Origin of the sequence: Streptomyces sp. NPDC058685 (assembly GCF_042714725.1) — a bacterium.
In the GTDB taxonomy this organism is placed as follows: domain Bacteria; phylum Actinomycetota; class Actinomycetes; order Streptomycetales; family Streptomycetaceae; genus Streptomyces.
The window spans coordinates 329,309-350,132 of the sequence record NZ_JBHXSL010000001.1 but is presented as its reverse complement, the minus strand read 5'-3'; the positions used below and the strand labels follow the sequence as shown (position 1 = coordinate 350,132).

Genomic DNA, 20,824 nt, shown 5'->3' with positions numbered 1-20,824 from the left:
CGCCCCGAACGTCGTCCGGGACAATGGACCCATGGAGATTCTCTGGTTCCTGATCGCGGTGGGCCTGCTGGTCGCGGTGATCGGTCCGTTCGTCAGGCGCCGCCGTGTCGGTATCCACCAGGTGGCGCCCGGTTCGCCCGACGCGGCCGACCCCGACACGTACGGATTCGTGCGCCAGGAGGAGCTGGACGTCCGCCTGCCCGGACCCGACCAGGACCTGCTCGACGTGCTCGACGTCGTCCAGGCGACCCAGGACTGGCGGGCGGCCGCGCAGCTGCTCGCCGGTACTCCGAAGGAGGGCGAGGTGCGCTGGCAGCGCGTGCAGGCGTTCGCCGGCGCCGCCTCGCTGGAGCTCCAGCAGAAGCCGGGCGCCGGCGGGTCGTGGCTGCGCGCCTGGCGTTCGGAGTCGCCGAAGGACGCGGGCGCCGCCCAGGTGCACGCGGAGTTCCTGGTGCAGCAGGCGTGGCGGTCGTCGAGCGCGGGGACGGACGAATTCCGGATCATCCTGGAGGAGGCCCGTTCGGTCTGCGGCGACGCGGCCCTGCTCGCCCCGGGCGACCCCGTCCCGTACATCACGGAGCTGGCCGTCGCGCGCGGCCTGAACTACACGCACGAGCAGTTCGACCAGGTGTGGCTGAAGGTCATCGACCGCGCCCCGCAGCACATGGGCGCGCATCTGGCCGCGCTGCACTACTGGTGCGAGAAGTGGCACGGCAGCCGCGAGGAGGCCGACCACTTCGCGACGACGGCCGCGGCCCGCGCACCTCAGGGTTCGCTGCTGGCGGCGCTGCCGCTGTTCGCGGTCTTCGAGCACATCCCGGACGTGGTCCTGGTGCAGGACTTCCACCGGACCGCGGTGGTCAGCAAGGCGGTCGAGGGCGCGCTCTTCGCGGTCCACGCGGCCCGCCCGGACGACCCGATGCTGGCGCACGTACGCCATCTGCTGGTGCTCTTCCTCGTACGGTCCGAGCGGTGGGCCGAGGCGATGAACCAACTGGTGCGCGTGGACGGCCATGTGGGCGCGGTCCCGTGGACCCTGAGCGGTGATCCGGCGGCGGAGTACACCGTGTACCGGAACCTGGCGGTGGCGGGGTACGAGGCGAACGGGGGGAGCCCGGCGACGCTGCTGCGGTAGCGGATGCGGCGCGCGTCGAACGGTTCCTCGGTGGGGCCGCAGGCGGTGACCCGGGGCGCCGACCGGCCGGTCGGCGCCCCCGTTTCCGGGGGAATCTCTGCCGGGCGCATGACGTTCTTCAGGTACCGAACCCGAGGAGCCATCGCATGTTCCTGTCCCGCCGTGTCCCCGAGCTCCCCACCGTCGAGCAGGCCCTGAAGGGCCGTCCGGACCCGACGTTCTCCGTGCCCGACCGTCACACGGTCCTGGGCAACCCGCTGCTCGGCCCGTACCCCGAGGGCCTCGAAGTGGCGGACTTCGGCATGGGCTGTTTCTGGGGCGCCGAGCGCACGTTCTGGCGGATCCCCGGTGTCTGGACGACCCTGGTCGGCTACCAGGGCGGTCATACCCCGAACCCGACGTACGAAGAGGCCTGCTCCGGCCTGACCGGCCACACCGAGGCGGTCCGCGTGGTCTTCGACCCGTCGGTCGTCTCGTACCAGCAGCTGCTGAAGGTCTTCTGGGAGTCCCACAACCCGACCCAGGGCTTCCGCCAGGGCAACGACCGCGGCACCCAGTACCGGTCGGCGATCTACACCCACTCCCCGTCCCAGTCGGCGATCGCGGAGGCCTCCCGCGAGGCGTACCAGAAGGTCCTGACGGGCTCGGGCTTCGACACGATCACGACGGAACTGCTTCCGTCGGAGGGCCGCCCGTTCTATCCGGCCGAGGGGTATCACCAGCAGTATCTCGACAAGAACCCGGCGGGGTACTGCGGGATCGGCGGGACGGGAGTCCAGCTGGGCGACCCGTTCGAGACGAACTGGGGTGCGTCGTGCCCGACGGGCATCGCGTCGGCCGATGACTGAGCCGGCCGAGTCACCCACCGTCCTGGTGCACGCCGCGGCAGTGCGGTGGGTGGACACCAGTCAATTCCCGTACGTCGTCGAGGTCGTCTTCGACGACGCCGAGGGCGTGCGGCACTCGATCATCGACAAGACGCCCCTGTTCTGGGACTTCTACCCCGACCTGGAGTCGGAGTTGCCCATCGCGGTCCTTCTGGACGCGATGGTCGTCGAGTCGGGCCTGCCCGGCGACCGGGTCCTCGTGGGCATCGACCACCGATCCGTCGGCGACGACGGGTACGCGGAGTTCACGGTCTTCGCCCATCAGGTCACCGAGGAGCCCTCCTGAGCGGCACCCGGGCAGGCGCCTCCGGGCGGGACCGTTGTGTCGCGCCCGGCCGGGGTGCCCCAGGGCCGGCGGGTGACGATCGCCGGTGAGCTACGGGACCCGCGCCCCCAGGGTGCGCGAGGAGCAACTGCCCCTGCACAGGCGGCATGCGGCCCTGCGCCGCGCGGTCGGGCACCACTGTCCGCTCGGGTGCCACGCGACGTGGCGTACGTGACGGCGACAGCGCGCCCGTCGTCGCCTGGCGTCCGGCGCGATCCGGCGGCGCCGCTGCGGGCGCCGGACGGGGGTCACCCCCGGGCATCCGCACCCCGCGGTGGAACATCGGCGCTGATCGCGCCTAGAATCGAACATGTGAACGATCGCCCGCCGTCGCGTCTGGAGCTTCTCCGGTTCCTCCAGCGTGTGCAGCTTCAGCAGCTCGACCAGACGCGGCGGTGGCTCCTCCAGGAGGAGGACCGGGCCCAGCGGGACGCCCATGTCGCGCCGCCTCCCCCCGACTGGGTCGTCGAATACGGCATCGGCGCGGGGCGGCCGCCCGCGTATGTGCACGTCGGGAGCTGTGCGATGCGCGGCGCCCGGTCGAAGCCGGTCGGCCGGGAAGAGGCGCTCCGCGCGCTCGCCGAGCAGGTGGACCCCTGCCCCATCTGCCGTCCCGACCGAGAGCTCGGTGTGCTGTGAGCCGTGATGCGACGCAGCCTGGAAGCATGAGCCGCGCACCGATCGTCGTGCACCGCATCAGCCCGTCCGGGGGACGACGGGTCACCGTGCGCGAGCAGATCATGGGGCTCGCCCACTCGGACCGCGATCTTCTGGAGTTCCTGAGGCGGGCCGGCCTGCCCGACGCGGAGCTCATGCTCGACGACCCCACCTGGGTGAACTGGGTCGGCGACCGGCCGCACGAGTACGAACGGCTGGAGATCCTCCCCTGACCGGTGGGGGCACGGATCCGGCCACCGGCCTCCCGCTCTGCCGAGGGCGAATCTGCTGCGGGCCGAGAAACCTGACCCGGCCGCCCGTGCGGACCGATGGTGGAGATCGCGGCGACGGTCGCCGCGCCACCACAAGGAGGTCCGATGTCAGCACTCATCACCGGCCGTGACCCGGCCTTCGGCCCACGCGCCTCCGAGGGTGACACCGCGCCCACCCGCTTCGACGACCATCTGGCCGCACAGCTCCTGAACCAGCGCATCGTCCTGCTCGGCACCCAGGTCGACGAGGTCTCGGCCAACCGGGTCTGCGCGCAGATGCTGCTCCTGTCGGCGGAGGACTCGCGGACCGACATCTGCCTCTACATCAACAGTCCGGGCGGTTCGGTGACGGCCGGGCTGGCGATCTACGACACGATGCGGCTGATCCCCAACGACGTCTCGACGCTGGCGATGGGATTCGCCGCCAGCATGGGGCAGTTCCTGGTCACCGTGGGCACCGCGGGGAAGCGTTTCGCGCTGCCGAACGCGCGGATCATGATGCACCAGCCCTCCGCCGGCATCGGCGGCACCGCCGCCGACATCGCGATCCAGGCAGAGAACCTGGAGTACACCAAGAAGGCCGTCGAACGGATCACGGCGGAGCACACCGGCCAGAGCGAGGAGACGATCTCCCGCGACGGCGACCGCGACCGCTGGTTCACGGCCGAGCAGGCGCGGGAGTACGGCATGGTCGACCGGGTCGTCGAGTCGCTCGACGACGTGCGGCCGGCCGGTTCACGGCGACGGGCGGGACTCTGACATGGGCCAGTACACGATTCCGAACGTCGTGGAGCGCACCGCGCAGGGCGAGCGGTCCTACGACGTGTTCAGCAGGCTGCTGTCCGAACGGATCATCTTCCTCGGCACCGAGATCGACGACGGCGTGGCCAATGTCGTCATCGCACAGCTGCTCCACCTCGAGTCGTCGAGTCCGGACACCGAGATCGCGATCTACATCAACTCGCCGGGCGGCTCGTTCACTTCGCTCATGGCGATCTACGACACGATGACCTTCGTCCGTGCGCCGATCTCGACGTTCTGTGTCGGGCAGGCGGCCTCGACCGCCGCGGTGCTGCTGGCGGGCGGGGACCCGGGCCGGCGGTTCGTGCTCGAACACGCGCGGGTACTGCTGGGGCAGCCGACCAGCGGCGGCCGACAGGGGACGGTCTCCGACCTCGCCCTGCAGGCCAGGGAAGTGCTCCGGATCCGCTCGCAGGTCGAGGACGTGCTCTCCCGCCATGTCCCGCACGACGCGGCGACCCTGCGGGCGGACATGGACCGCGACAAGTTCTTCACCGCGCAGGAGGCGGTGGCGTACGGGCTCGCCGACGAGGTGCTCAGCCGCCGGCTCGTGAGGGTCTGAGTCCCGCGGCACCGACGGCCGCCGTCCGGCACCTTCCGTGCCGGCGGCGGCTGTTCGGCACAGGCGCCTGCGCCTGGCGTCCGTCCGCCCGTCCGTCAGGCGGCGAGGCGGACGTCGCCCCGGCGCGGTGCCGTCCGGGAACCGGCCGGGCGCGTGAACGCCGTACTCCGTACGGCTCGCGCGCTCAGCTCCACCGCGGTCGTCGCCGTGCCGTCGTCGACGCGCGTGTCCTCGGCGGCTTCGACAGCAGCCCGCTCGGGAACGGCGGGAGCGGCGGGCACGGCAGGAGCAGCGGGGACGGCCGGGGCGGCGGGCCCGGGCCTGCCGTGCCGCGTCCGCGCCGGACGCGCCAGTTCGCGGTGGGCCAGGGCGAGAAGATCGGCCAGCCCGAGACCGAGGGCGTGGGCGGCCGCGGCGAGGACCTCCGACGATGCCTCCTTGCGGCCGCGTTCGAGCTCGGAGAGATACGGCATCGAGATACGCGCCGCGTCGGCCACGTCCTGGAGCGTGCGCTGCTGGGCGCGCCGCTCACGGCGCAGGACGTCCCCGACGATGTTCCGCCACAGCGGCTCCCGGGCTGCGGGCGCCGCCGTCAGCGGGCGCAGGGGAAGGACGCGGTCTCGGTTCGGCGCGTGGCTGCTCACCACATCAGAGTAGGAGCGATGGGCGCCGCGGAGGGTGTGGCGGCGTTCCGCCCGACGCGAAATCCCGTGCCCGGCGGGTCATTTCGCCGCGCCTTCGCCTCGACCTCGCCGAGACCGGTCCGTCCCGCTCGGCCCGCTCGTCCCGCAGCAGGACAGCCCCGTTGCCGGAGAGATCCCGGCGGCGAAAATGACTCCTCTCCGCGGAGGGGTCCTGGCTAGACTGGACGCATGGGTTCGCACAAGCACTACTTCTTTCTCTGATTCCGGCCGCGGACGCCGCGTGCTCGTCGTAGCACCGCGCTGACGTCCCCCGGTCCGGCAGAACCCACCCCTGCCCTGCGGTGCGCCGTCGCGCACCCCTTCGCGGGCATGTCATTTTCAGGGAAAGACCATGCGCGAACGCGCCCAACTGACCATGAAGGACGTCTCCAAGACCTATGGGGACCGCTCCGTACTCGACCAGGTGTCCTTCACCGTCCGGCCCGGCGAACGCGCCGGTGTCATCGGGGAGAACGGCTCCGGCAAATCGACCCTGCTGCGGCTGATCGCGGGAGCCGAGGCGCCCGACGCCGGGGAGATCACCGTCGGCGCGCCCGGCGGCACCGGGCATCTCGCCCAGACCCTGGCGCAGACCTTCGGCCTGGGGCCCGGGCACACCGTGCAGCAGGCCGTCGACGCCGCGCTCGCCGAGCTGCGGGAGATCGAGCGGCGGCTGCGGCACGCCGAGGAGCGTCTCGCCGAGGCCGACGAGGACGAGCTCGCCGCGTACGGGGACCTCCTCACCTCCTTCGACGAGCGCGGCGGATACGAGGCGGACGCCCGCGTGGACGCCGCGCTGCACGCTCTCGGGCTGACCCACATCACCCGCGAGCGTGAGATCGGCACGCTCTCCGGCGGGGAGCAGTCGCGGCTGGCCCTCGCCTGTGTGCTGTCCGCCGCGCCCGAACTGCTGCTGCTCGACGAGCCGACGAACCATCTCGACCGGCGGGCCACCGAGTGGCTGGAGGACCGGCTGCGGGCGCACCGGGGCACGGTCGTCGCCGTGACGCACGACCGCGCCTTCCTCGAACGCATCGCGACCACGATCCTCGAGGTCGACCGCGACACCCGTGCGGTGACCCGGTACGGCGACGGCTGGCACGGCTACCGGACCGCGAAGGCCGCCGCCCGCCGCCGCCGGGAGCTCGACCACCAGGAGTGGCTGGCGGACGTGGCCCGGACGGAGGAACTGGTGGCGGCGGCCGGGCAGCGGCTGGCGACGACCGGGAAGGATCCGCACCAGGGGTTCGGCAAGCACCGGCGTTCCCATGAGACGAAGCTGTCCGGGCAGGTCAGGGCCGCACGCGTGCGGTTGGAACGGCTGCGCAGGGAGCCGGTGCCCGCGCCTTCGGAGCCGCTGCGCTTCACGGCCAGGCCGGCCGGCGGCGGCCGGGAGGGGCTGCTGACCGAGCTGACCGGCATCGCCGTCGGTGACCGGCTTCGGCTGGAGGCGCTGCGGGTGGAGTCCGGACAGCGGCTTCTGGTGACCGGTCCGAACGGCGCCGGCAAGACCACGCTGCTGCGGGTGCTGGCCGGGGAGGTGCGCCCCGACGAGGGCACGGTGCACCGTCAGGAGCGGGTCCGGGTCGGCTATCTGCCGCAGGAGCTGCCGGCCGTACCGTCCCGCGGACCACTGCTGGCGGCGTACGCGGCGGGGCGGCGCGGTCTCCCCGAGGAGTACGCCGCCGAACTGCTCGGTCTCGGACTGTTCCGCGAGGAGGATCTGACGGTGCCGGTCGCGGCGCTGTCCGTGGGTCAGCAGCGGCGACTCGAACTGGCCCGGCTGCTGGCGGCCCCCGCGGATCTGCTCGTCCTGGACGAGCCCACGAACCATGTGGCCCTGAGTCTGGTGGAGGATCTGGAGGAGGCGCTGGCGGCCTACGAGGGCGCGGTGGTCGTCGTCTCGCACGACCGGCGGTTCCGGAGCCGATTCACGGGCGATCGGCTGGAGTTGCGGTCGGGCCGCGCGGTCGCCTGACCACGTCGCCTGACCGCGGACGGCCCGGGCCGCCCGTGCTCGGTCGCGTGAGCCGGGCCGCCTGACCGGATCCGGCAGGACCGCTGTCCGGGCCCGCTGCCCGGCGAGGCCCCGCCATTAGGGTTTGCTCGTGGGGATCAGTGAGCGGGCTCGGACGTTGCCGGCACGGGCAGTTGAGCGGGACGCACCGCCGTGGTGGCGCGTCCCGCTCGTCGCGACCGCCGTGGCCGTGCCGCTGTACGCGCTGTGGGCGGTGTGGCTCGCCACCGGTGGCGGGGATCTGGCCGCCCAGCTGGCATGGGCCGGGTTCATGGAGCGTCACCCGGCCACCGCGTACAACTTCTCCTGGTACGGGGGCACGCACACCGCCAACTACAGCCTGCTGGCACCCGCGTTGATGGCGGTGCTCGGGGTGCGGACGGTGTCGGTGCTGGCCGGTCTCGTCGGCACGTGGGTGCTGGCCCGCCTGTTCGTGCGGACCGGGGTGCGGTGGCCGCTCGCTCCGGCCGTGGTCGGGGCGCTGGCGCTGTGGTGCAACATCGCGTCGGGGCGGACCACGTTCGCGCTGGGCGTCGCGATCGGTCTGCCCGCCCTGCTGTACGTCCGCAGAACGGGCGTCGCCGTGGTCTGCGCGGCGCTCGCCGCGACGGCGAGTCCCGTGGCCGGACTGTTCCTGGTGGTGGCCGGTACGGCCTGGCTGCTGGACCGGCAGTGGCGCAAAGGGCTCGCGCTGACACTCCCGCCGTTCGTGGTGGTGGGCGTGGTGACATGGCTGTTCCCCTTCCGGGGCGAGCAGCCCATGGCGACGGAGAAACTGTGGATGCCGCTGGCCGTCTCGGCAGCGGTGGCGGTCGCCGCGCCCCGCACGTGGCGGGTGGTGCGCTTCGGCGCCGGGGTGTACGGCCTCGGCGTCGTGCTGACGTATCTCATCGCCTCGCCGATCGGCACGAACGTCGAGCGGCTGCTCGGCCTCGCGGCGGCTCCGGTGCTGCTCGCGGCGCTGCTCACACGGTTCGGCGAGCAACCGCGCACCGGGTCCGGGCCGGCGGCGTGGGCCGGGGAGTTCGCCCGCGGTCTGGTGCGCCCCGCACGGGCCGTGCTCGCGATCGCGCTCTTCTTCAGCACGTACTGGCTGATCGACAAGACCGAGGACGATCTGGTCGTCTCCACCGACGTCCCGTCCTGGGCGGCGCACACCGACGGTGTCGTCCGCGAGCTGGAGCGGCTGGGCGCGGACCGTACGCGGGTCGAGGTCGTCCCCGCCCGCAACCACCGCGAGGCGACCGCGCTCGCCCCCCACATCAACCTGGCACGCGGCTGGAACCGTCAGCTCGACGTCGAGCGCGGGCGGCTCTTCTACGACGGCTCGCTGAACCCGGCGACGTACCGGCAGTGGCTGGACCGCTGGGCGGTCGGCTATGTGGTGCTGCCGCACGGGCGCCCGGACGGGCCGGCGGAGGACGAGGCCGCGATCGTCCGCGGCGCGCCGTCGTGGCTGGAGCAGGTGTGGCAGGACGAGGGCTGGACGGTCTACCGGGTGCGCGACGCGGTACCGCTGGTGTCGTCCCCGGCGACGGTGGTGGACGGGGACGACGCGTCACTGACGGTACGGATGCCGGCCGCCGGCTCGGTGACGGTACGGGTGGCGTACTCGCCGTGGCTGCGGGCGAGCGGTGCCTGTCTGCGGCAGGAGGGCGAGTGGACGCGGCTGACCGTGCCGCGGGCCGGGGACTACCGGCTGGACTCGCCCTACCGGGTGCCGCGTTCGGCCGGATCCGACTGCTGAGGCGGGTGCCGCGATCCCGCGGGGCGGCCACGGCTCGTCGTCGGGGCGCTGCCGGTGCCGTGTGCCAGGCTCGGGCCATGCTGGACCACATCTCGCTCCAGGTGGCGGACCCGGCCGCCTCGGCCGCCTTCTACGACCGGGTGCTCGCGCCGCTGGGCAGCACCCGCCTGCTCGACTTCGGCCAGGTGATCGGCTGGGGCACGGCGCAGCCGCGGTTCTGGATCGGCCCGGTGACGACGGACGGTGCGGCGCGCGAGGCGCACATCGCCTTCGAGGCGGCCGACCGTGCGGCGGTGCACACGTTCTTCGACGCGGCGGTCGGCGGGGCGCCGAGGTGCTCCACGAGCCGCGGGTGCGGCCGGAGTACCACCCGGCGTACTACGGCCTACGGCGCGTTCGTACGGGACCCGGACGGCAACAACGTGGAGGCGGTCTGCCACCGGCCGGGTGACGGGCGGTCCTCAGCGCTCCTGGCCCGCGAGCCGGCGCACCAGCTCCACCAGAGTGGCGCGTTCCGTCTCCTCCCCCGGCGCCTCCGCGTAGATCATGCGGACGGCCTGCGGGGCGCTGAACCACCAGGCGCCCAGGGCGAGTACGGCGTAGAACAGGGCCTCGGGGGCGAGCCGCGCGTCGAGCGTGCCCTTCTTCTGCGCGTCGCCGAGCGCCCGCACCGCCACGCCGTGAGCCGCCGTACGGTCGGCCTCGCGCAGCGCCGGACCGCCGGTGTCCTGGAGTCCCTCCCACTGGAGGAGGCGGATGAACTGCGGGTGCGCGCAGTGGTAGTCGTACAGCCGGCCGGCGTACTCCCCCAGGTCGTCGAGCTGTTCGCCGGTCACCGGGACCGTTCGCGCGATCCGCTCCCGTTCGGTGTCCAGAACATGGTCGAAGAGCTGCTGCTTGTTGCCGAAGTACTGGTAGATCCGCTCCTTGTTGACGCCCGCCCGGGCGCCGATGCGGTCGATCCGCGCCCCTTCGAAGCCGTACTCGGCAAATTCGTCGACGGCCGCCGCGAGCAGGACTCTGCGGGTGCGTGCGGTGTCCCAGGCCATGGTCCGAGCGTAGGACCCTCCAACTGTTCAGTTGGGTCGGACTGGCCGGATGTGCAGTACCGCGGAACCCCGGCCACGGCGGTCAGGAGGGGGCCTGATCCACCGCGGGCCGGGGTGTCGGAAGGGGCCCCGGAAAGGGGCCGCGGGTCGCTCAGATGGTGGCCGCGTCGATCACGAAGCGGTAGCGCACGTCGCTCGACAGCACCCGCTCGTAGGCCTCGTTGATCCGGTCGGCGCCGATCACCTCGATCTCCGCGCCGAGGCCGTGCTCGGCGCAGAAGTCGAGCATCTCCTGGGTCTCGCGGATACCGCCGATGCCGGAGCCCGCGAGGGTCTTGCGGCCGGCGATGACGGAGAAGAGGTTGAGCGACACCGGCTCCTCGGGAGCGCCCACGTTCACCAGCGCTCCGTCCGTCCGCAGGAGCCCCAGATAGGTGTCCAGCGGCAGCGGCGCCGACACCGTCGAGACGACGAGGTCGAACGTGCCCGCCAGCTGCTCGAAGGTCGCCTCGTCACTGGTCGCGTAGTAGTGGTCGGCACCGAGGCGCAGACCGTCGTCCTTCTTGCGCAGCGACTGGCTGAGAACGGTCACCTCGGCGCCCAGCGCGTGCGCGATCTTGACGCCCATGTGGCCGAGACCGCCGAGGCCGACGATGGCGACCTTCTTGCCCGGGCCGGCCTTCCAGTGCGCCAGCGGCGAGTAGAGGGTGATGCCGGCGCACAGCAGCGGGGCGGCGACGTCGAGCGAGAGGCCGTCCGGGATGCGCAGGGTGAACGCCTCGTCCACCACGATGTGGGTGGAGTAGCCGCCGTAGGTGGGCTCGCCGTTCTTGTCGAGGGCGTTGTACGTGCCGACGTTGCCGCCGGAGCAGTACTGCTCGAGTCCGGCCTTGCAGTTGTCGCACTCCCGGCAGGAGTCGACCATGCAGCCGACGCCCACCCGGTCGCCGACGGCGAACTTGGTGACGCCCGGGCCGGTCTTGGTGACGATCCCCGCGATCTCGTGTCCCGGGACCATCGGGAAGATGCCCTCGCCCCAGCCGTCACGGGCCTGGTGGATGTCGGAGTGGCAGATGCCCGCGTACTTGATCTCGATGAGCACGTCGTGCTCGCCCACCGGACGGCGCGGGATGGTCGTCCGCTCCAGCGGCGCCTTGGCGGCGGGAGCGGCGTATGCGGAAACAGTCGTGGTCATGGAGTCGACTGTGCCGAAGTACGCGGAACCTACCCAGCCCTCTGTTGTACCTACGTCCGGCGTGCGTACCACTGGCAGGGTCAGGCTGCGTGGGAAGGGTGGCGCGATACTGGTGAGCATGGACCAGCGCGCCGAACTCAGCGAATTCCTCCGCTCACGCCGCGCCCGGCTGCAGCCCGAGGACGTCGGCCTGCCGCAGCTGGGCCGCCGCCGGCGGGTACCGGGGCTCCGCCGCGAGGAGCTGGCGCAGCTCGCCGGGGTGTCCGTGGCGTACTACACCCGCCTGGAACAGGGCAACGGGCGCAATGTGTCCACCGAGGTGCTGGACGCGATCGGGCGGGCGCTGCGGCTGTCGGACGCCGAGCGCGACCACCTGAGCCATCTCGCGAAGCCGAAGCAGAAGAAGCACCGGCGGATGGGCAGGCCGCAGCAGCTGCGCCCGTCCGTGCAGCAGCTGATGGACGCCATGGAGGGCGTGCCCGCTTATGTGGTGGGGCGGCGGCTGGACATCCTGGGCTGGAACCGCACGGCCCGAGCGCTGTTCGGTGACTTCGCGGCCCTGTCCGCGAAGGACCGCAACATGGCCCGGATGGTCTTCCTCGACCCCAACGCCACGGATCTGTACATGGACTGGGAGTGCAAGGCGACCGAGGTGGTGAGCGTGCTGCGGATGTACGCGGGATGCTCGGCGGACGATCCGCAGCTGCCGGAGCTGATCGGCGATCTCTCGGTCAAGAGCGAGGAGTTCCGGCGGCTCTGGGCCGCGCACACGGTGCAGGACAAGGGCCACGGCGTGAAGCGCGTCCACCATCCGCTGGTCGGCGAGATGACGCTGTCGTACGAGACGCTGCGACTGCCGGACGATCACGATCTGTCGCTGGTCACCTACCACGCGGAGCCGGGCACGCGGTCGGCCGAGTCGCTGCGACTGCTGGCGGGCTGGGGCGTCGACGGCGAGGAGGACGACGCGCGGCTGCGGCCGGGACCCGCGGCGGGCGCCTAGGGCCTGTCCTCGCGGTCGCTCCGGCCCCCGCACACGCCGAAGGCGGGTCACCCCCGAAGGGTGACCCGCCTTCCGCTGTACGGCTCGGTGGCCGGTCGGATCAGGCCGCGGAGCCGGCCTGCCACTCCGCCCAGCTCATGTTCCAGCCGTTGAGGCCGTTGTCCGGCTTGATCGTCTTGTCCTTGGAGTTCTTGACGATTACGACGTCACCGACGATGGAGTTGTCGTACAGCCACGCGGCGGGCTGGTTCGGGTCGCCCGCGCCCTCGACATCGTTCAGGCCGACACAGCCGTGGCTGGTGTTGGCGCTGCCGAAGATCGAGTCGGCGCCCCAGTAGTTGCCGTGGATGAAGGTGCCCGACGTGGACAGCCGCATGGCGTGCGGGACGTTCTTGATGTCGTACTCGCCCTTGCCGTCGTCGTCCGTGAAGCCGACGGTCGCACCGTTCATCCGGGTCTCCTTGAACTTCTCGGAGATCACCATCTGACCGTTGTACGTGGGGTTCTCGGTGGAACCGGCGGAGATCGGGATCGTCTTGACGGTCTTGCCGTCCTGGGTGATCGTCATCGTCTTCGTCGCGGCGTCGACGGTGGAGACCTGGTTGCGGCCGATCTTGAAGGTGACCGTCTTCTGCTGGACGCCGAAGACTCCCTCGGCCCCCTCGACACCGTCGAGGTTCAGCTTCAGCGTGACGGTCGAGCCCTCCTGCCAGTACTGGTCCGGCCGGAAGTCCAGACGCTGGCCGTTGAACCAGTGACCGACGACCTCCTGGCCGCTGCTCGACTCCACGGTGATACCGGCCTGCACGGCCTTCTTGTCGGTGATCGCCTTGTTGAAGTTGATCGACACCGGCATGCCGACACCGACGGTGGAACCGTCCTCCGGCGTGAAGTTGCCGATGAAGCTGTTGGCGGGCGAGACCGTGGTGAAGGAGGAGTTCTCGTGGGCCTCCATGCCCTCGGAGTCCTTGGCGGAGGCGGAGATCTTGTACGTGGTGGAGCGCTCGAGCTGATCGTCCGGCTTCCAGCTCTTGCCGTCGGGGGCGAGCGTGCCCTTCACCGCGGCGCCGTCGGCGGTGGTCATCGTGACCTGCGTCAGCGTGCCCTCGCTGACGGTGACCTTGGCGTCGTCGTTGATGCCGGCGTTCGTCGCACCGTTCTTCGGGGAGATGGCTATTCGGGCCTTGGAGGCGTCCTTCGCCGCCGCCTCGTCGACCTGGGCCTGCGACTTCTTCGAGCCCTCGGCGCTACCGCCCTTGTCGCCGTCGCCACTGCATGCCGACAGCACCAGAACGCCGCCGAGCACCGCGGACGCGACCATGAGGGCCCTGCGCCGCTTGCTGTCCGTCATCACACGCTTCTCCATCGTTGCCGAATCGCCTGATCGCACTATTGGGGAAAACACCCAATCCGGGTTACCCGGTTCCACATCCCCAACCGATGTGGGGAACACCACTCATCGACGCAGCCGCAGCGGTGCCGGTTGCAGTCCCGCGGCATCCGTCCGGCCGGGCCCCGGCCCGTGGAACCGGGGCTCTGGCCGGCCGGTCCGGAAAACTGCCGGTCCAGCAGGCTACGGGCGTCCGCCGCCGGCGTCCACGTCGTCCGGTTCACCGGCGTCGTCGGCATCTTCGGCGGCGTCGTACTCTCCATCTTCCTCGTCGAGGTCCCACTCCTCGGCATCGGGGTCGTACTCGATCTGCTCGCTGGTCCAGGACGCCTGCGCCAGTTCGACGCCGGGAACGTCGCCGACCAGGTCGAACGGGTCCACGAGATACGCGACGGCCTCGGCCTCGTCCTCGCGCACCGCCGACTCCGCGTGTGCGCGCTCCTCCTCGGGCATGTACTCGTCCGAGGCGATCCGCTCCAGCGCGGCGCCGGTCAGTGATGCGGGTTCCCCGATCTCCAGCACCAATTCCACCCGCAGGCGCACATACCGTGATGTCTCAGAAGTGGTCATACGACGGAGAGTAGGGCTCCCGGCTGCCCGGCTTTCCCACGACCCGCTGCTTTCACTAGCATCAGCGCACCGGCCAATTCGAGGATGCCTCAAGGGGGATCGAGTCCGTGTCCGTCGCACGTCGACCGCTTCTGACCGCCACTGCCGCTGGGACCCTGCTCTGCGCGCTGTGGTTCGTTCCGTCAGCGAACGCCACTGCCGAGCGGGAGGGCGTGGACAGACAGCAGACCGGTGCGGCGGCGACGCCCCAGGACCTGAAACTCGCCGACACGGGCACCTTCGACACCACGCCGTACATCATCGGCGGCACGACGTTCCTGGGACTCGGCGTGGGCTTCGTGACCTACTCCATACGCCGGAGCGCCACCGGCGCGACGGGCGCAACAACCGCGCTGTGAAAGCCGGATGACCCGGGGCGCCGCCCCGGGTCATCGTGAGCCTCGTGCCGGGCTCGTGGTCAGGCCAGCGGCCCCGTCACCGGTTCCACGGCGGCGATGAGCCCGCCGTCGCGGACGAAGACGTCCGCCGCCTCCAGGTCGGGGGCGAGGAAACGATCCGGCCCGGGCCCCTGGACACCTGCCGCGCGCAGCGCCTCGATGGCGGCCTGCGAGGCGGGCGCGGGGGTCAGACCGTGCCGCAGCTCGATACCGCGGGTGGCCGCGTAGAGCTCGACGGCGATGATCCGGTTCAGGTTGCCGACCGCGGTGCGCAGCTTGCGCGCCGCCGACCAGCCCATGGACACATGGTCCTCCTGCATCGCGGAGGACGGGATCGAGTCGGCGGACGCGGGGACCGCGAGCCGCTTCATCTCGCTGACCAGGGCGGCCTGCGTGTACTGGGCGATCATCAGGCCCGAGTCCACGCCGGCGTCGTCGGCGAGGAACGGCGGCAGCCCGTGGCTGCGGTTCTTGTCGAGCAGCCGGTCGGTGCGGCGCTCGGCGATGGAGCCGAGGTCCGCGGCGACGATGGCGAGGAAGTCGAGGACGTAGGCCACGGGCGCGCCGTGGAAGTTGCCGTTGGACTCCACGCGGCCGTCGGGCAGGACGACCGGGTTGTCGACGGCGGAGGCGAGTTCGCGCTCGGCGACCAGGCGGGCGTGCGCGAGGGTGTCCCGCCCGGCGCCCGCGACCTGCGGGGCGCAGCGCACGGAGTAGGCGTCCTGGACCCGGGGCGCCTCGTCGTGCTGGAAGTGGCCGACGAGTCCGGAGCCCTTGAGCACGGCGCTCATGTTGGCGGCGGAGACGCCCTGGCCCGGGTGCGGGCGGATGGCGTGCAGCTCGGGGGCGAGCACCTTGTCGGTGCCGAGGAGCGCCTCCAGCGAGAGCGCGGCGGTGATGTCGGCCGAGGTGTAGAGGCGCTGGAGGTCGGCGAGCGCCATGACCAGCATGCCGAGCATGCCGTCGGTGCCGTTCAGGAGGGCGAGGCCCTCCTTCTCGCGGAGTTCGACGGGTGCGATGCCGTGCTCGGCGAGCAGCTCGCCCGCGGGACGCACCACGCCGTCGGGCCCCTCCGCGTCGCCCTCGCCCATGAGGGTCAGGGCGCAGTGGGACAGCGGCGCGAGGTCGCCGGAGCAGCCGAGGGAGCCGTACTCGTGCACGACGGGCGTGATCCCGGCGTTCAGCACGTCCGCCATGGTCTGGGCGACCTCGGGGCGTACGCCGGTGTGCCCGGAGCAGACGGTCTTCAGCCGCAGGAACATCAGCGCGCGGACGACCTCGCGCTCGACGCGCGGGCCCATGCCGGCGGCGTGCGAGCGCACGATGTTGCGCTGGAGCTGGGCGCGGAGTTCATGGCTGATGTGCCGGCTGGCGAGTGCGCCGAAGCCGGTGGAGACCCCGTAGACGGGCTCGGGCTTGGCGGCCAGGGTGTCCACGACGGCGCGGGCGGCGGCGAGGGCGGCCTGTGCCTCGGCGGAGATCTCGATACGGGCGCCCAGGCGGGCCACGGCGACGACGTCATCGGCGGTGGTACCGGACGTCCCCACCACGACGGTATGCATATCCATATTCAGCAGCGTACGGATTGAATCGCAACCTGTCACTAGTGGTGGGCGGGTGGGCCCCTTACTCCCCCAGCACCCCACCGGCGCCCCCACGAGCCGCACGCCCCCCGCGCGGCGAGGGCCCACGCCCTACGGCTCGCTCCAGGGCTCCTCGACCTCTTCCGGCCGCACCCCCCGGAAACGGCGGCGGTCCTGGTGCGAGCGCGGCGGGGCGTCCGCGAGGCGCAGCACCGTGCCGTCGCGGCCCGCCACCACCGGCTTCGGCGAGCGGGCCGCCTTCGCCCGGTACTGGGCCGCGTCCGCCAGCCGGAACAGCCGGCGGCCCGAGCGGACGTGCCCGATCGGGTCGCCGGTCGACGCGACCCCGCACGCCACTCCTTCGCCGAGCTCCAACTCGGCCGCGCGGACGCAGAGTTCGTCGGCCACCCGGACCACCTCGTCGGACGAGGGCCCGACCGCGACGAGGCAGAACTCGTCGCCGCCGAGCCGGGCCGCGAGCGCCCCGGGCAGCATGGCGCCGCACAGTGACAGGACCGAACCGAATCGTTCCAGCAGCCGGTCGCCGACCGCGTGACCGTGCGTGTCGTTGACCCGCTTGAGGCCGTTCAGGTCACAGACCACCAGGCTGACGACGGAATCGTCCTCGCGGTGGCGCTCCAGCGCCTCGTCGAGACGGGTGTCGACGGCACGGCGGTTGGCGAGACCGGTCAGCGGGTCGGTGAAGGCGAGGCGGCGGACCTCTTCGAGCCGCTCGGTCTGGGCGATCCCGGCGGCGATCACGGAGGCGAGGACGGTCGCGAAGTCGGCGTCGTGGCGGTCGAAGACGGCGACGCCGAGCGGACGGGCGACATAGAGCTCGCCCCAGGCCCGGCCGTGCAGCACTATCGGCGCCACGACGCAGCAGCCGCGGCGGCGCCGGCGCAGGGCCGCCACCCTCTGGTGGCAGTAGCCGTGCTCCGGCGTCGCCGGGCCGTCCACGGTCTCCACCCAGGCGTCCGGCTCACCGCCGCCCGCCCACTGCTCGTGCAGGAACTCCGTGATCTCGGGAAAGCGGTTGACGGGATAGGTCTCCGACTCGGGGAACTCCTCCTCGCCGACGGCCCGTTCACCCGCGTTCACGAGCACCTTGAGCCGCCCGAGCTCCCGCTCCCACACGGACAGCGCCGCGAAGGAGCCCGCCAGCGCGGAACACGCGCCCAGCGCCGCCGCACGCCACGACTCGCGCGGGGTGTGCGCGGCAGCCATCGCCTGCGCCAGCGCCACCACCGCTCGCAACCGCCGATCCTCAGCCATCAACCCAGCTTAGGGAGGTTTGGGAGGATTTGATCAGTTGGAGTGCGCCGAGATTCTCCGGGTCACTCGCCGGGCCACTGCGGCTTCCGCTTCTCGTTGAAGGCGGCGACGCCCTCGGCCCGGTCCCCGGAGAAGGCGACCGAGCGCCAGGCCGCGTCCTCGACCTCCAGTCCGGCACGCAGATCGAGCCCCTGCCCGAGGCGCAGGGCCCGCTTGGCGGCGCGCAGCCCCACGGGCGAGTTCGCGGCGATCCGGGCGGCGAGGGCGAGCGCCTCGGTGCGGGCGTCCTCCGCGAGCTGGTCGACGAGCCCCAACTCCCGGGCCTCCGCCGCCTCTACACGCCGTGCGGAGAACACCAGCTCGGCGGCGCGGGCGGCCCCCACCCGGCGCGGCAGCAGCTGCGTACCGCCGCCGCCGGGGATGACGCCCACGGACACCTCGGGCAGGCCCACGACCGCGGTCGCGTCGGCGACGATCAGATCGCAGGCCAGAGCCAGCTCGAACCCTCCGCCGAGCGCGTATCCGTGTACCGCGGCGACCGTGGGCATCGGCAGCTCCAGCACGCCGGTGTACGCGGCGCGGGCGGTCGGCCGCTGCCGGACCAGCTCGGCGTCCGAGAAGGAGTTGCGCTCCTTCAGGTCGGCGCCGACGCAGAAGGCGCGGTCGTTCGAGGAGGTGACCACGGTGACGCGGACGTCCCGGTCGGCGGCGAGGGCGTCACAGGCGGCGGCGAGCGAGCGCGCCATCTCCGTGGAGACGGCGTTCATCGCCTTGGGCCGGTCGAGGACGAGCTCGGCGACGTGCTGGTGCGTGCGGACGAGGACGAATTCTCCGAACCGCTGCTCGGACTCGGACATGAGGACCCTCCCGGTTAACGACGGTTCACCGGATCATAGGCCCGCGGCGTTCCCGGCCGTGCGGGGCCCGGGTCCCTGGGGCCCGGGAGGCTCACTGCGGGCGACGGGAGAGCAGCCAGGGCTCGACGACGCCCAGACCGCGGACCGGCCGCTGCCACATCGGCTGGAGCGCGAAACGGTACGAGGGCGGCTCCCGGCCCTCCTTCTCGGCCTTCGTCGCCTCCTCCGCAGCCTCGGCCTCCGACGCCGGCGCCTCGCCGGTCCGCACCAGCTCCTCGGCGAACGCCCCGTCCACCAGTACGGCGTCCTTCGGCGCTATCGAGGTGAGCCGGCTCGCCAGATTGACCGTGGTGCCGAAGACATCGCCCATCCGCGTCGTGACCGTGCCGAAAGCGATGCCGACGCGCAGCGCCGGCATCGACTCGTCGTGGGTCATCGTCTCGATGAGCCGCAGGGCGATCTCCGCGGCCGTGCCGGCTTCGTCCGCCGCGTACAGGACCTCGTCACCCAGCGTCTTGATCAGCCGGCCGCCGTGGGCGGCCACCAGGTCGGCGGACGTGGTCTCGAACGCCTCGACCAGCTCGCCCAGTTCCTCTTCCTCCAGGCGTCGCGTCAGCCGGGTGAAGCCGACGAGGTCCGCGAAGCCGACCGCGAGCCTGCGGTCGACCATCTCCTCGTCGTCCGCGGCCTGGACGACCCGTCCGGTGGCCGCGGCCAGCTGTCGTCGCCAGACGTAGATCAGGAACTCCTCCAGCTCCGGCAGGAGCAGCTCCACCAGGGGATAGGTGACTTCCGTCCGCGTCATCCCGGGCTCGGGAGGCTCGGTGAGGCCCTCCAGGAAGGAATCGATCTGCCATTCGGCCAGCCGGGCGGTGGTCTGCCCGGTGGAGCGCGCCACCTGGACCGCCATGGGCTCGCTCAGCAGGCCGGCCTCGACGAGACCGGCGAGCCTGCGCAGCGCGAGGACGTCCGCCTCCGTGAGCGCCTTGGCCTGGCCGATGTCCGCGAAGCCCATCGCCCGCCAGAAACGGGAGGCGAGCTCCATGGAGACGCCCGCGGTACGCGCCGCCTGGAAAGGGGTGTAGCGCCGTTCGGCGCCGAGGATCAGCTGTTCCAGCCGGATGGCCAGGGGATCGTCGGTCGGTTCGACCGTGTGGTCGACGGCGTGGTGGGGCGTGGGATGCACTGCCCCGGAACTGCCGGATGCCGCGTTGCCGGCCCCGGCGGCGGACTCGGGAGAACCTGACTCGAAATCGCCCGCCCCGGACCCCCCGGACTCGGAACCGGAGCCGGAATCGTCCGCGCCGGAAGTGGTGTCGTCGACGGTCACCAGCCGCCTCCTGCCCGTTCCCTGCGCACTGTCCTGCCGATCTGTCGCTCGATCGCCTCAACGATACGGCAGGTGTGCCCTGGCTCACGTCCGAGTGGCCCGGCTGGTTCAGCGGCGCGACGCACCGGCTCAGCCGGCCGGCCGCAGGTGCACGATGTCGCCCGCGCCGACCGTCTCCCGGGTGCCGTCGCCGGTGGCCAGAACCAGCCGTCCGGCGCCGTCCAGGGCGATGGCCTCACCGGTCACCGAACGGTCCCCGGGCAGCTCCGCGCGGACCCTGCGGCCCAGCGTGGCGCAGCCCGCCGCGTACGCCTCCTGCACTCCCGAGAGTCCCGCGTCGCCGCCGGCTTCGCGCCACTTGCCGTACCACTGCTCCAGGGAGCGCAGGACGGCCCGCAGCAGCGTGTCACGGTCCGTGGAGACGGCGTTGGCCAGCCCGAGGGAGCCCGCCGACGGCACGGGCAGCTCCTCCTCACGGAGCGTGACATTGATCCCCATGCCGATCACCACGCCGCCGTCGCCCGCACGCTCCGCGAGGATCCCGCCGGTCTTGCGTTCCTCGCCACCCACAGTCACCAGGAGGTCGTTGGGCCACTTGAGGGACATGTCCACCCCGGCGGCCCGGCTGAGCCCCGTCGCGACGGCCACTCCGGTGAGCAGCGGAAGCCATCCGTAGCGCTCCACGGGCACCTGGGGGCCGGGGCGCAGCAGCACGGACAGGAAGAGTCCCGAGCGGGCGGGCGCGGTCCAGCTGCGGTCCAGGCGGCCCCTCCCGGCGGTCTGCTCCTCGGCGACGAGTACGGCCCCTTCCTGCAGGGAGCCCGCTTTCGCCGCCAGATCCGAGTTGGTCGACCCGGTGGCGGGCACGATGTCGAACGAAGTCCACAGCCCGCCCGGCTGCAGCAGGGCGCGGCGCAGCGCGGAGGCGTTCAGCGGCGGCCGGTCCAGGTCGGACCAGCGGCTCCCGGGCGCATTCTCAAACGTCATGCAAGCCAGGTTAGGTGTGGTAAACGACGCACTGCCGAACGGTATCCACGCCGATACGCTAC

Annotated in this window: 21 protein-coding genes and 1 pseudogene; 11 read left to right on the top strand and 11 right to left on the bottom strand. The window is 71.9% G+C overall.

Going from position 1 to position 20,824, the window contains the following annotated elements; all coding sequences use genetic code 11:
• Nucleotides 1-31: 31 nt before the first annotated feature.
• From ACFWU3_RS01670 to ACFWU3_RS01640, 7 genes are all read left to right on the top strand, one after another.
• On the top strand, nucleotides 32-1,135 hold the full coding sequence (locus tag ACFWU3_RS01670) for a hypothetical protein (RefSeq protein ID WP_384429514.1): 1,104 nt from the start codon (nucleotides 32-34) through the stop codon (nucleotides 1,133-1,135).
• Nucleotides 1,136-1,281: 146 nt separating this feature from the next.
• Entirely contained in the window at nucleotides 1,282-1,983 is a 702-nt protein-coding gene (gene msrA / locus ACFWU3_RS01665; RefSeq protein ID WP_384429511.1) for a peptide-methionine (S)-S-oxide reductase MsrA, read from the top strand.
• Entirely contained in the window at nucleotides 1,976-2,308 is a 333-nt protein-coding gene (locus tag ACFWU3_RS01660; protein ID WP_384429508.1) for a hypothetical protein, read from the top strand. The genes msrA and ACFWU3_RS01660 overlap by 8 nt, the downstream gene beginning before the upstream one ends.
• A gap of 351 nt (nucleotides 2,309-2,659) precedes the next feature.
• Nucleotides 2,660-2,986 carry a DUF6233 domain-containing protein gene (locus ACFWU3_RS01655; protein ID WP_313944476.1) on the top strand — a complete coding sequence of 109 codons (327 nt, stop codon included), beginning with the start codon at nucleotides 2,660-2,662 and terminating at the stop codon, nucleotides 2,984-2,986.
• A gap of 26 nt (nucleotides 2,987-3,012) precedes the next feature.
• Nucleotides 3,013-3,237, top strand: coding sequence for a hypothetical protein (locus ACFWU3_RS01650; RefSeq protein WP_384429505.1), 225 nt, complete (start codon nucleotides 3,013-3,015; stop codon nucleotides 3,235-3,237).
• A 144-nt stretch (nucleotides 3,238-3,381) separates the two neighbouring features.
• Complete coding sequence (locus ACFWU3_RS01645) at nucleotides 3,382-4,035, top strand: ATP-dependent Clp protease proteolytic subunit (RefSeq protein ID WP_313944478.1); 654 nt, start codon at nucleotides 3,382-3,384, stop codon at nucleotides 4,033-4,035.
• A gap of 1 nt (nucleotide 4,036) precedes the next feature.
• On the top strand, nucleotides 4,037-4,639 hold the full coding sequence (locus tag ACFWU3_RS01640; RefSeq protein ID WP_384429502.1) for a ClpP family protease: 603 nt from the start codon (nucleotides 4,037-4,039) through the stop codon (nucleotides 4,637-4,639).
• Between the two features lie 314 nt (nucleotides 4,640-4,953).
• On the opposite strand, the pseudogene ACFWU3_RS01635 reads toward ACFWU3_RS01640, so the two are convergent.
• Nucleotides 4,954-5,283 (bottom strand): annotated as a pseudogene (locus ACFWU3_RS01635) (helix-turn-helix domain-containing protein); the annotation flags it as partial.
• Nucleotides 5,284-5,674: 391 nt separating this feature from the next.
• Between ACFWU3_RS01635 and abc-f the strand changes: the two are divergent.
• Nucleotides 5,675-7,300 (top strand): ribosomal protection-like ABC-F family protein, encoded by a 1,626-nt coding sequence (gene abc-f / locus ACFWU3_RS01630; RefSeq protein ID WP_384429499.1) that lies wholly within the window; start codon nucleotides 5,675-5,677, stop codon nucleotides 7,298-7,300.
• A gap of 157 nt (nucleotides 7,301-7,457) precedes the next feature.
• Complete coding sequence (locus ACFWU3_RS01625; RefSeq protein ID WP_384429595.1) at nucleotides 7,458-9,086, top strand: hypothetical protein; 1,629 nt, start codon at nucleotides 7,458-7,460, stop codon at nucleotides 9,084-9,086.
• 130 nt (nucleotides 9,087-9,216) lie between these two features.
• On the opposite strand, the gene ACFWU3_RS01620 is transcribed toward ACFWU3_RS01625, so the two are convergent.
• The 3 genes from ACFWU3_RS01620 to ACFWU3_RS01610 all read right to left on the bottom strand — a co-directional run bounded on the left by ACFWU3_RS01620 (nucleotide 9,217) and on the right by ACFWU3_RS01610 (nucleotide 11,330).
• On the bottom strand, nucleotides 9,217-9,429 hold the full coding sequence (locus ACFWU3_RS01620; protein WP_384429496.1) for a hypothetical protein: 213 nt from the start codon (nucleotides 9,427-9,429) through the stop codon (nucleotides 9,217-9,219).
• Between the two features lie 118 nt (nucleotides 9,430-9,547).
• The gene (locus ACFWU3_RS01615) at nucleotides 9,548-10,135 is read right to left on the bottom strand and encodes a TetR family transcriptional regulator (protein WP_384429494.1); all 588 of its coding nucleotides are present in this window, start codon (nucleotides 10,133-10,135) and stop codon (nucleotides 9,548-9,550) included.
• Between the two features lie 151 nt (nucleotides 10,136-10,286).
• Nucleotides 10,287-11,330 carry an NAD(P)-dependent alcohol dehydrogenase gene (locus tag ACFWU3_RS01610; RefSeq protein WP_384429491.1) on the bottom strand — a complete coding sequence of 348 codons (1,044 nt, stop codon included), beginning with the start codon at nucleotides 11,328-11,330 and terminating at the stop codon, nucleotides 10,287-10,289.
• 118 nt (nucleotides 11,331-11,448) lie between these two features.
• Between ACFWU3_RS01610 and ACFWU3_RS01605 the strand changes: the two genes are divergently transcribed.
• Entirely contained in the window at nucleotides 11,449-12,333 is an 885-nt protein-coding gene (locus tag ACFWU3_RS01605; RefSeq protein ID WP_384429488.1) for a helix-turn-helix transcriptional regulator, read from the top strand.
• Nucleotides 12,334-12,433: 100 nt separating this feature from the next.
• On the opposite strand, the gene ACFWU3_RS01600 is transcribed toward ACFWU3_RS01605, so the two are convergent.
• Both ACFWU3_RS01600 and ACFWU3_RS01595 read right to left on the bottom strand, forming a co-directional pair.
• Nucleotides 12,434-13,699 carry an Ig-like domain-containing protein gene (locus tag ACFWU3_RS01600; protein WP_384429485.1) on the bottom strand — a complete coding sequence of 422 codons (1,266 nt, stop codon included), beginning with the start codon at nucleotides 13,697-13,699 and terminating at the stop codon, nucleotides 12,434-12,436.
• A gap of 207 nt (nucleotides 13,700-13,906) precedes the next feature.
• The gene (locus ACFWU3_RS01595; protein WP_384429481.1) at nucleotides 13,907-14,293 is read right to left on the bottom strand and encodes a hypothetical protein; all 387 of its coding nucleotides are present in this window, start codon (nucleotides 14,291-14,293) and stop codon (nucleotides 13,907-13,909) included.
• A 107-nt stretch (nucleotides 14,294-14,400) separates the two neighbouring features.
• Between ACFWU3_RS01595 and ACFWU3_RS01590 the strand changes: the two genes are divergently transcribed.
• Complete coding sequence (locus tag ACFWU3_RS01590; protein WP_384429479.1) at nucleotides 14,401-14,691, top strand: hypothetical protein; 291 nt, start codon at nucleotides 14,401-14,403, stop codon at nucleotides 14,689-14,691.
• A 59-nt stretch (nucleotides 14,692-14,750) separates the two neighbouring features.
• Here ACFWU3_RS01590 and hutH read toward each other — a convergent pair whose 3' ends face one another.
• The 5 genes from hutH to ACFWU3_RS01565 all read right to left on the bottom strand — a co-directional run bounded on the left by hutH (nucleotide 14,751) and on the right by ACFWU3_RS01565 (nucleotide 20,762).
• Nucleotides 14,751-16,292, bottom strand: a complete 1,542-nt coding sequence (gene hutH / locus ACFWU3_RS01585; RefSeq protein ID WP_384429592.1) for a histidine ammonia-lyase — start codon at nucleotides 16,290-16,292, stop codon at nucleotides 14,751-14,753.
• A gap of 132 nt (nucleotides 16,293-16,424) precedes the next feature.
• A complete protein-coding gene (locus ACFWU3_RS01580; protein WP_384429476.1) occupies nucleotides 16,425-17,588 on the bottom strand; it encodes a diguanylate cyclase domain-containing protein in 1,164 nt (387 codons plus the stop codon).
• 62 nt (nucleotides 17,589-17,650) lie between these two features.
• Nucleotides 17,651-18,445 carry an enoyl-CoA hydratase-related protein gene (locus ACFWU3_RS01575; RefSeq protein ID WP_328861563.1) on the bottom strand — a complete coding sequence of 265 codons (795 nt, stop codon included), beginning with the start codon at nucleotides 18,443-18,445 and terminating at the stop codon, nucleotides 17,651-17,653.
• Nucleotides 18,446-18,536: 91 nt separating this feature from the next.
• Nucleotides 18,537-19,631, bottom strand: coding sequence for an adenylate/guanylate cyclase domain-containing protein (locus ACFWU3_RS01570; RefSeq protein ID WP_327686767.1), 1,095 nt, complete (start codon nucleotides 19,629-19,631; stop codon nucleotides 18,537-18,539).
• 273 nt (nucleotides 19,632-19,904) lie between these two features.
• Complete coding sequence (locus tag ACFWU3_RS01565; protein WP_384429473.1) at nucleotides 19,905-20,762, bottom strand: biotin--[acetyl-CoA-carboxylase] ligase; 858 nt, start codon at nucleotides 20,760-20,762, stop codon at nucleotides 19,905-19,907.
• Nucleotides 20,763-20,824: the final 62 nt, after the last annotated feature.

What these genes read in the sequence shown, in the direction of transcription:
- ACFWU3_RS01565 (WP_384429473.1), bottom strand. Translation starts at nt 20,762, where the DNA reads ATGACGTTTGAGAATGCGCCCGGGAGCCGCTGGTCCGACCTGGACCGG.
- ACFWU3_RS01615 (WP_384429494.1), bottom strand. Translation starts at nt 10,135, where the DNA reads ATGGCCTGGGACACCGCACGCACCCGCAGAGTCCTGCTCGCGGCGGCC.
- ACFWU3_RS01605 (WP_384429488.1), top strand. Translation starts at nt 11,449, where the DNA reads ATGGACCAGCGCGCCGAACTCAGCGAATTCCTCCGCTCACGCCGCGCC.
- ACFWU3_RS01650 (WP_384429505.1), top strand. Translation starts at nt 3,013, where the DNA reads ATGAGCCGCGCACCGATCGTCGTGCACCGCATCAGCCCGTCCGGGGGA.
- ACFWU3_RS01645 (WP_313944478.1), top strand. Translation starts at nt 3,382, where the DNA reads ATGTCAGCACTCATCACCGGCCGTGACCCGGCCTTCGGCCCACGCGCC.
- ACFWU3_RS01575 (WP_328861563.1), bottom strand. Translation starts at nt 18,445, where the DNA reads ATGTCCGAGTCCGAGCAGCGGTTCGGAGAATTCGTCCTCGTCCGCACG.
- ACFWU3_RS01660 (WP_384429508.1), top strand. Translation starts at nt 1,976, where the DNA reads ATGACTGAGCCGGCCGAGTCACCCACCGTCCTGGTGCACGCCGCGGCA.
- ACFWU3_RS01580 (WP_384429476.1), bottom strand. Translation starts at nt 17,588, where the DNA reads ATGGCTGAGGATCGGCGGTTGCGAGCGGTGGTGGCGCTGGCGCAGGCG.
- ACFWU3_RS01610 (WP_384429491.1), bottom strand. Translation starts at nt 11,330, where the DNA reads ATGACCACGACTGTTTCCGCATACGCCGCTCCCGCCGCCAAGGCGCCG.
- abc-f (WP_384429499.1), top strand. Translation starts at nt 5,675, where the DNA reads ATGCGCGAACGCGCCCAACTGACCATGAAGGACGTCTCCAAGACCTAT.
- ACFWU3_RS01670 (WP_384429514.1), top strand. Translation starts at nt 32, where the DNA reads ATGGAGATTCTCTGGTTCCTGATCGCGGTGGGCCTGCTGGTCGCGGTG.
- ACFWU3_RS01640 (WP_384429502.1), top strand. Translation starts at nt 4,037, where the DNA reads ATGGGCCAGTACACGATTCCGAACGTCGTGGAGCGCACCGCGCAGGGC.
- msrA (WP_384429511.1), top strand. Translation starts at nt 1,282, where the DNA reads ATGTTCCTGTCCCGCCGTGTCCCCGAGCTCCCCACCGTCGAGCAGGCC.
- hutH (WP_384429592.1), bottom strand. Translation starts at nt 16,292, where the DNA reads ATGCATACCGTCGTGGTGGGGACGTCCGGTACCACCGCCGATGACGTC.
- ACFWU3_RS01595 (WP_384429481.1), bottom strand. Translation starts at nt 14,293, where the DNA reads ATGACCACTTCTGAGACATCACGGTATGTGCGCCTGCGGGTGGAATTG.
- ACFWU3_RS01600 (WP_384429485.1), bottom strand. Translation starts at nt 13,699, where the DNA reads ATGGAGAAGCGTGTGATGACGGACAGCAAGCGGCGCAGGGCCCTCATG.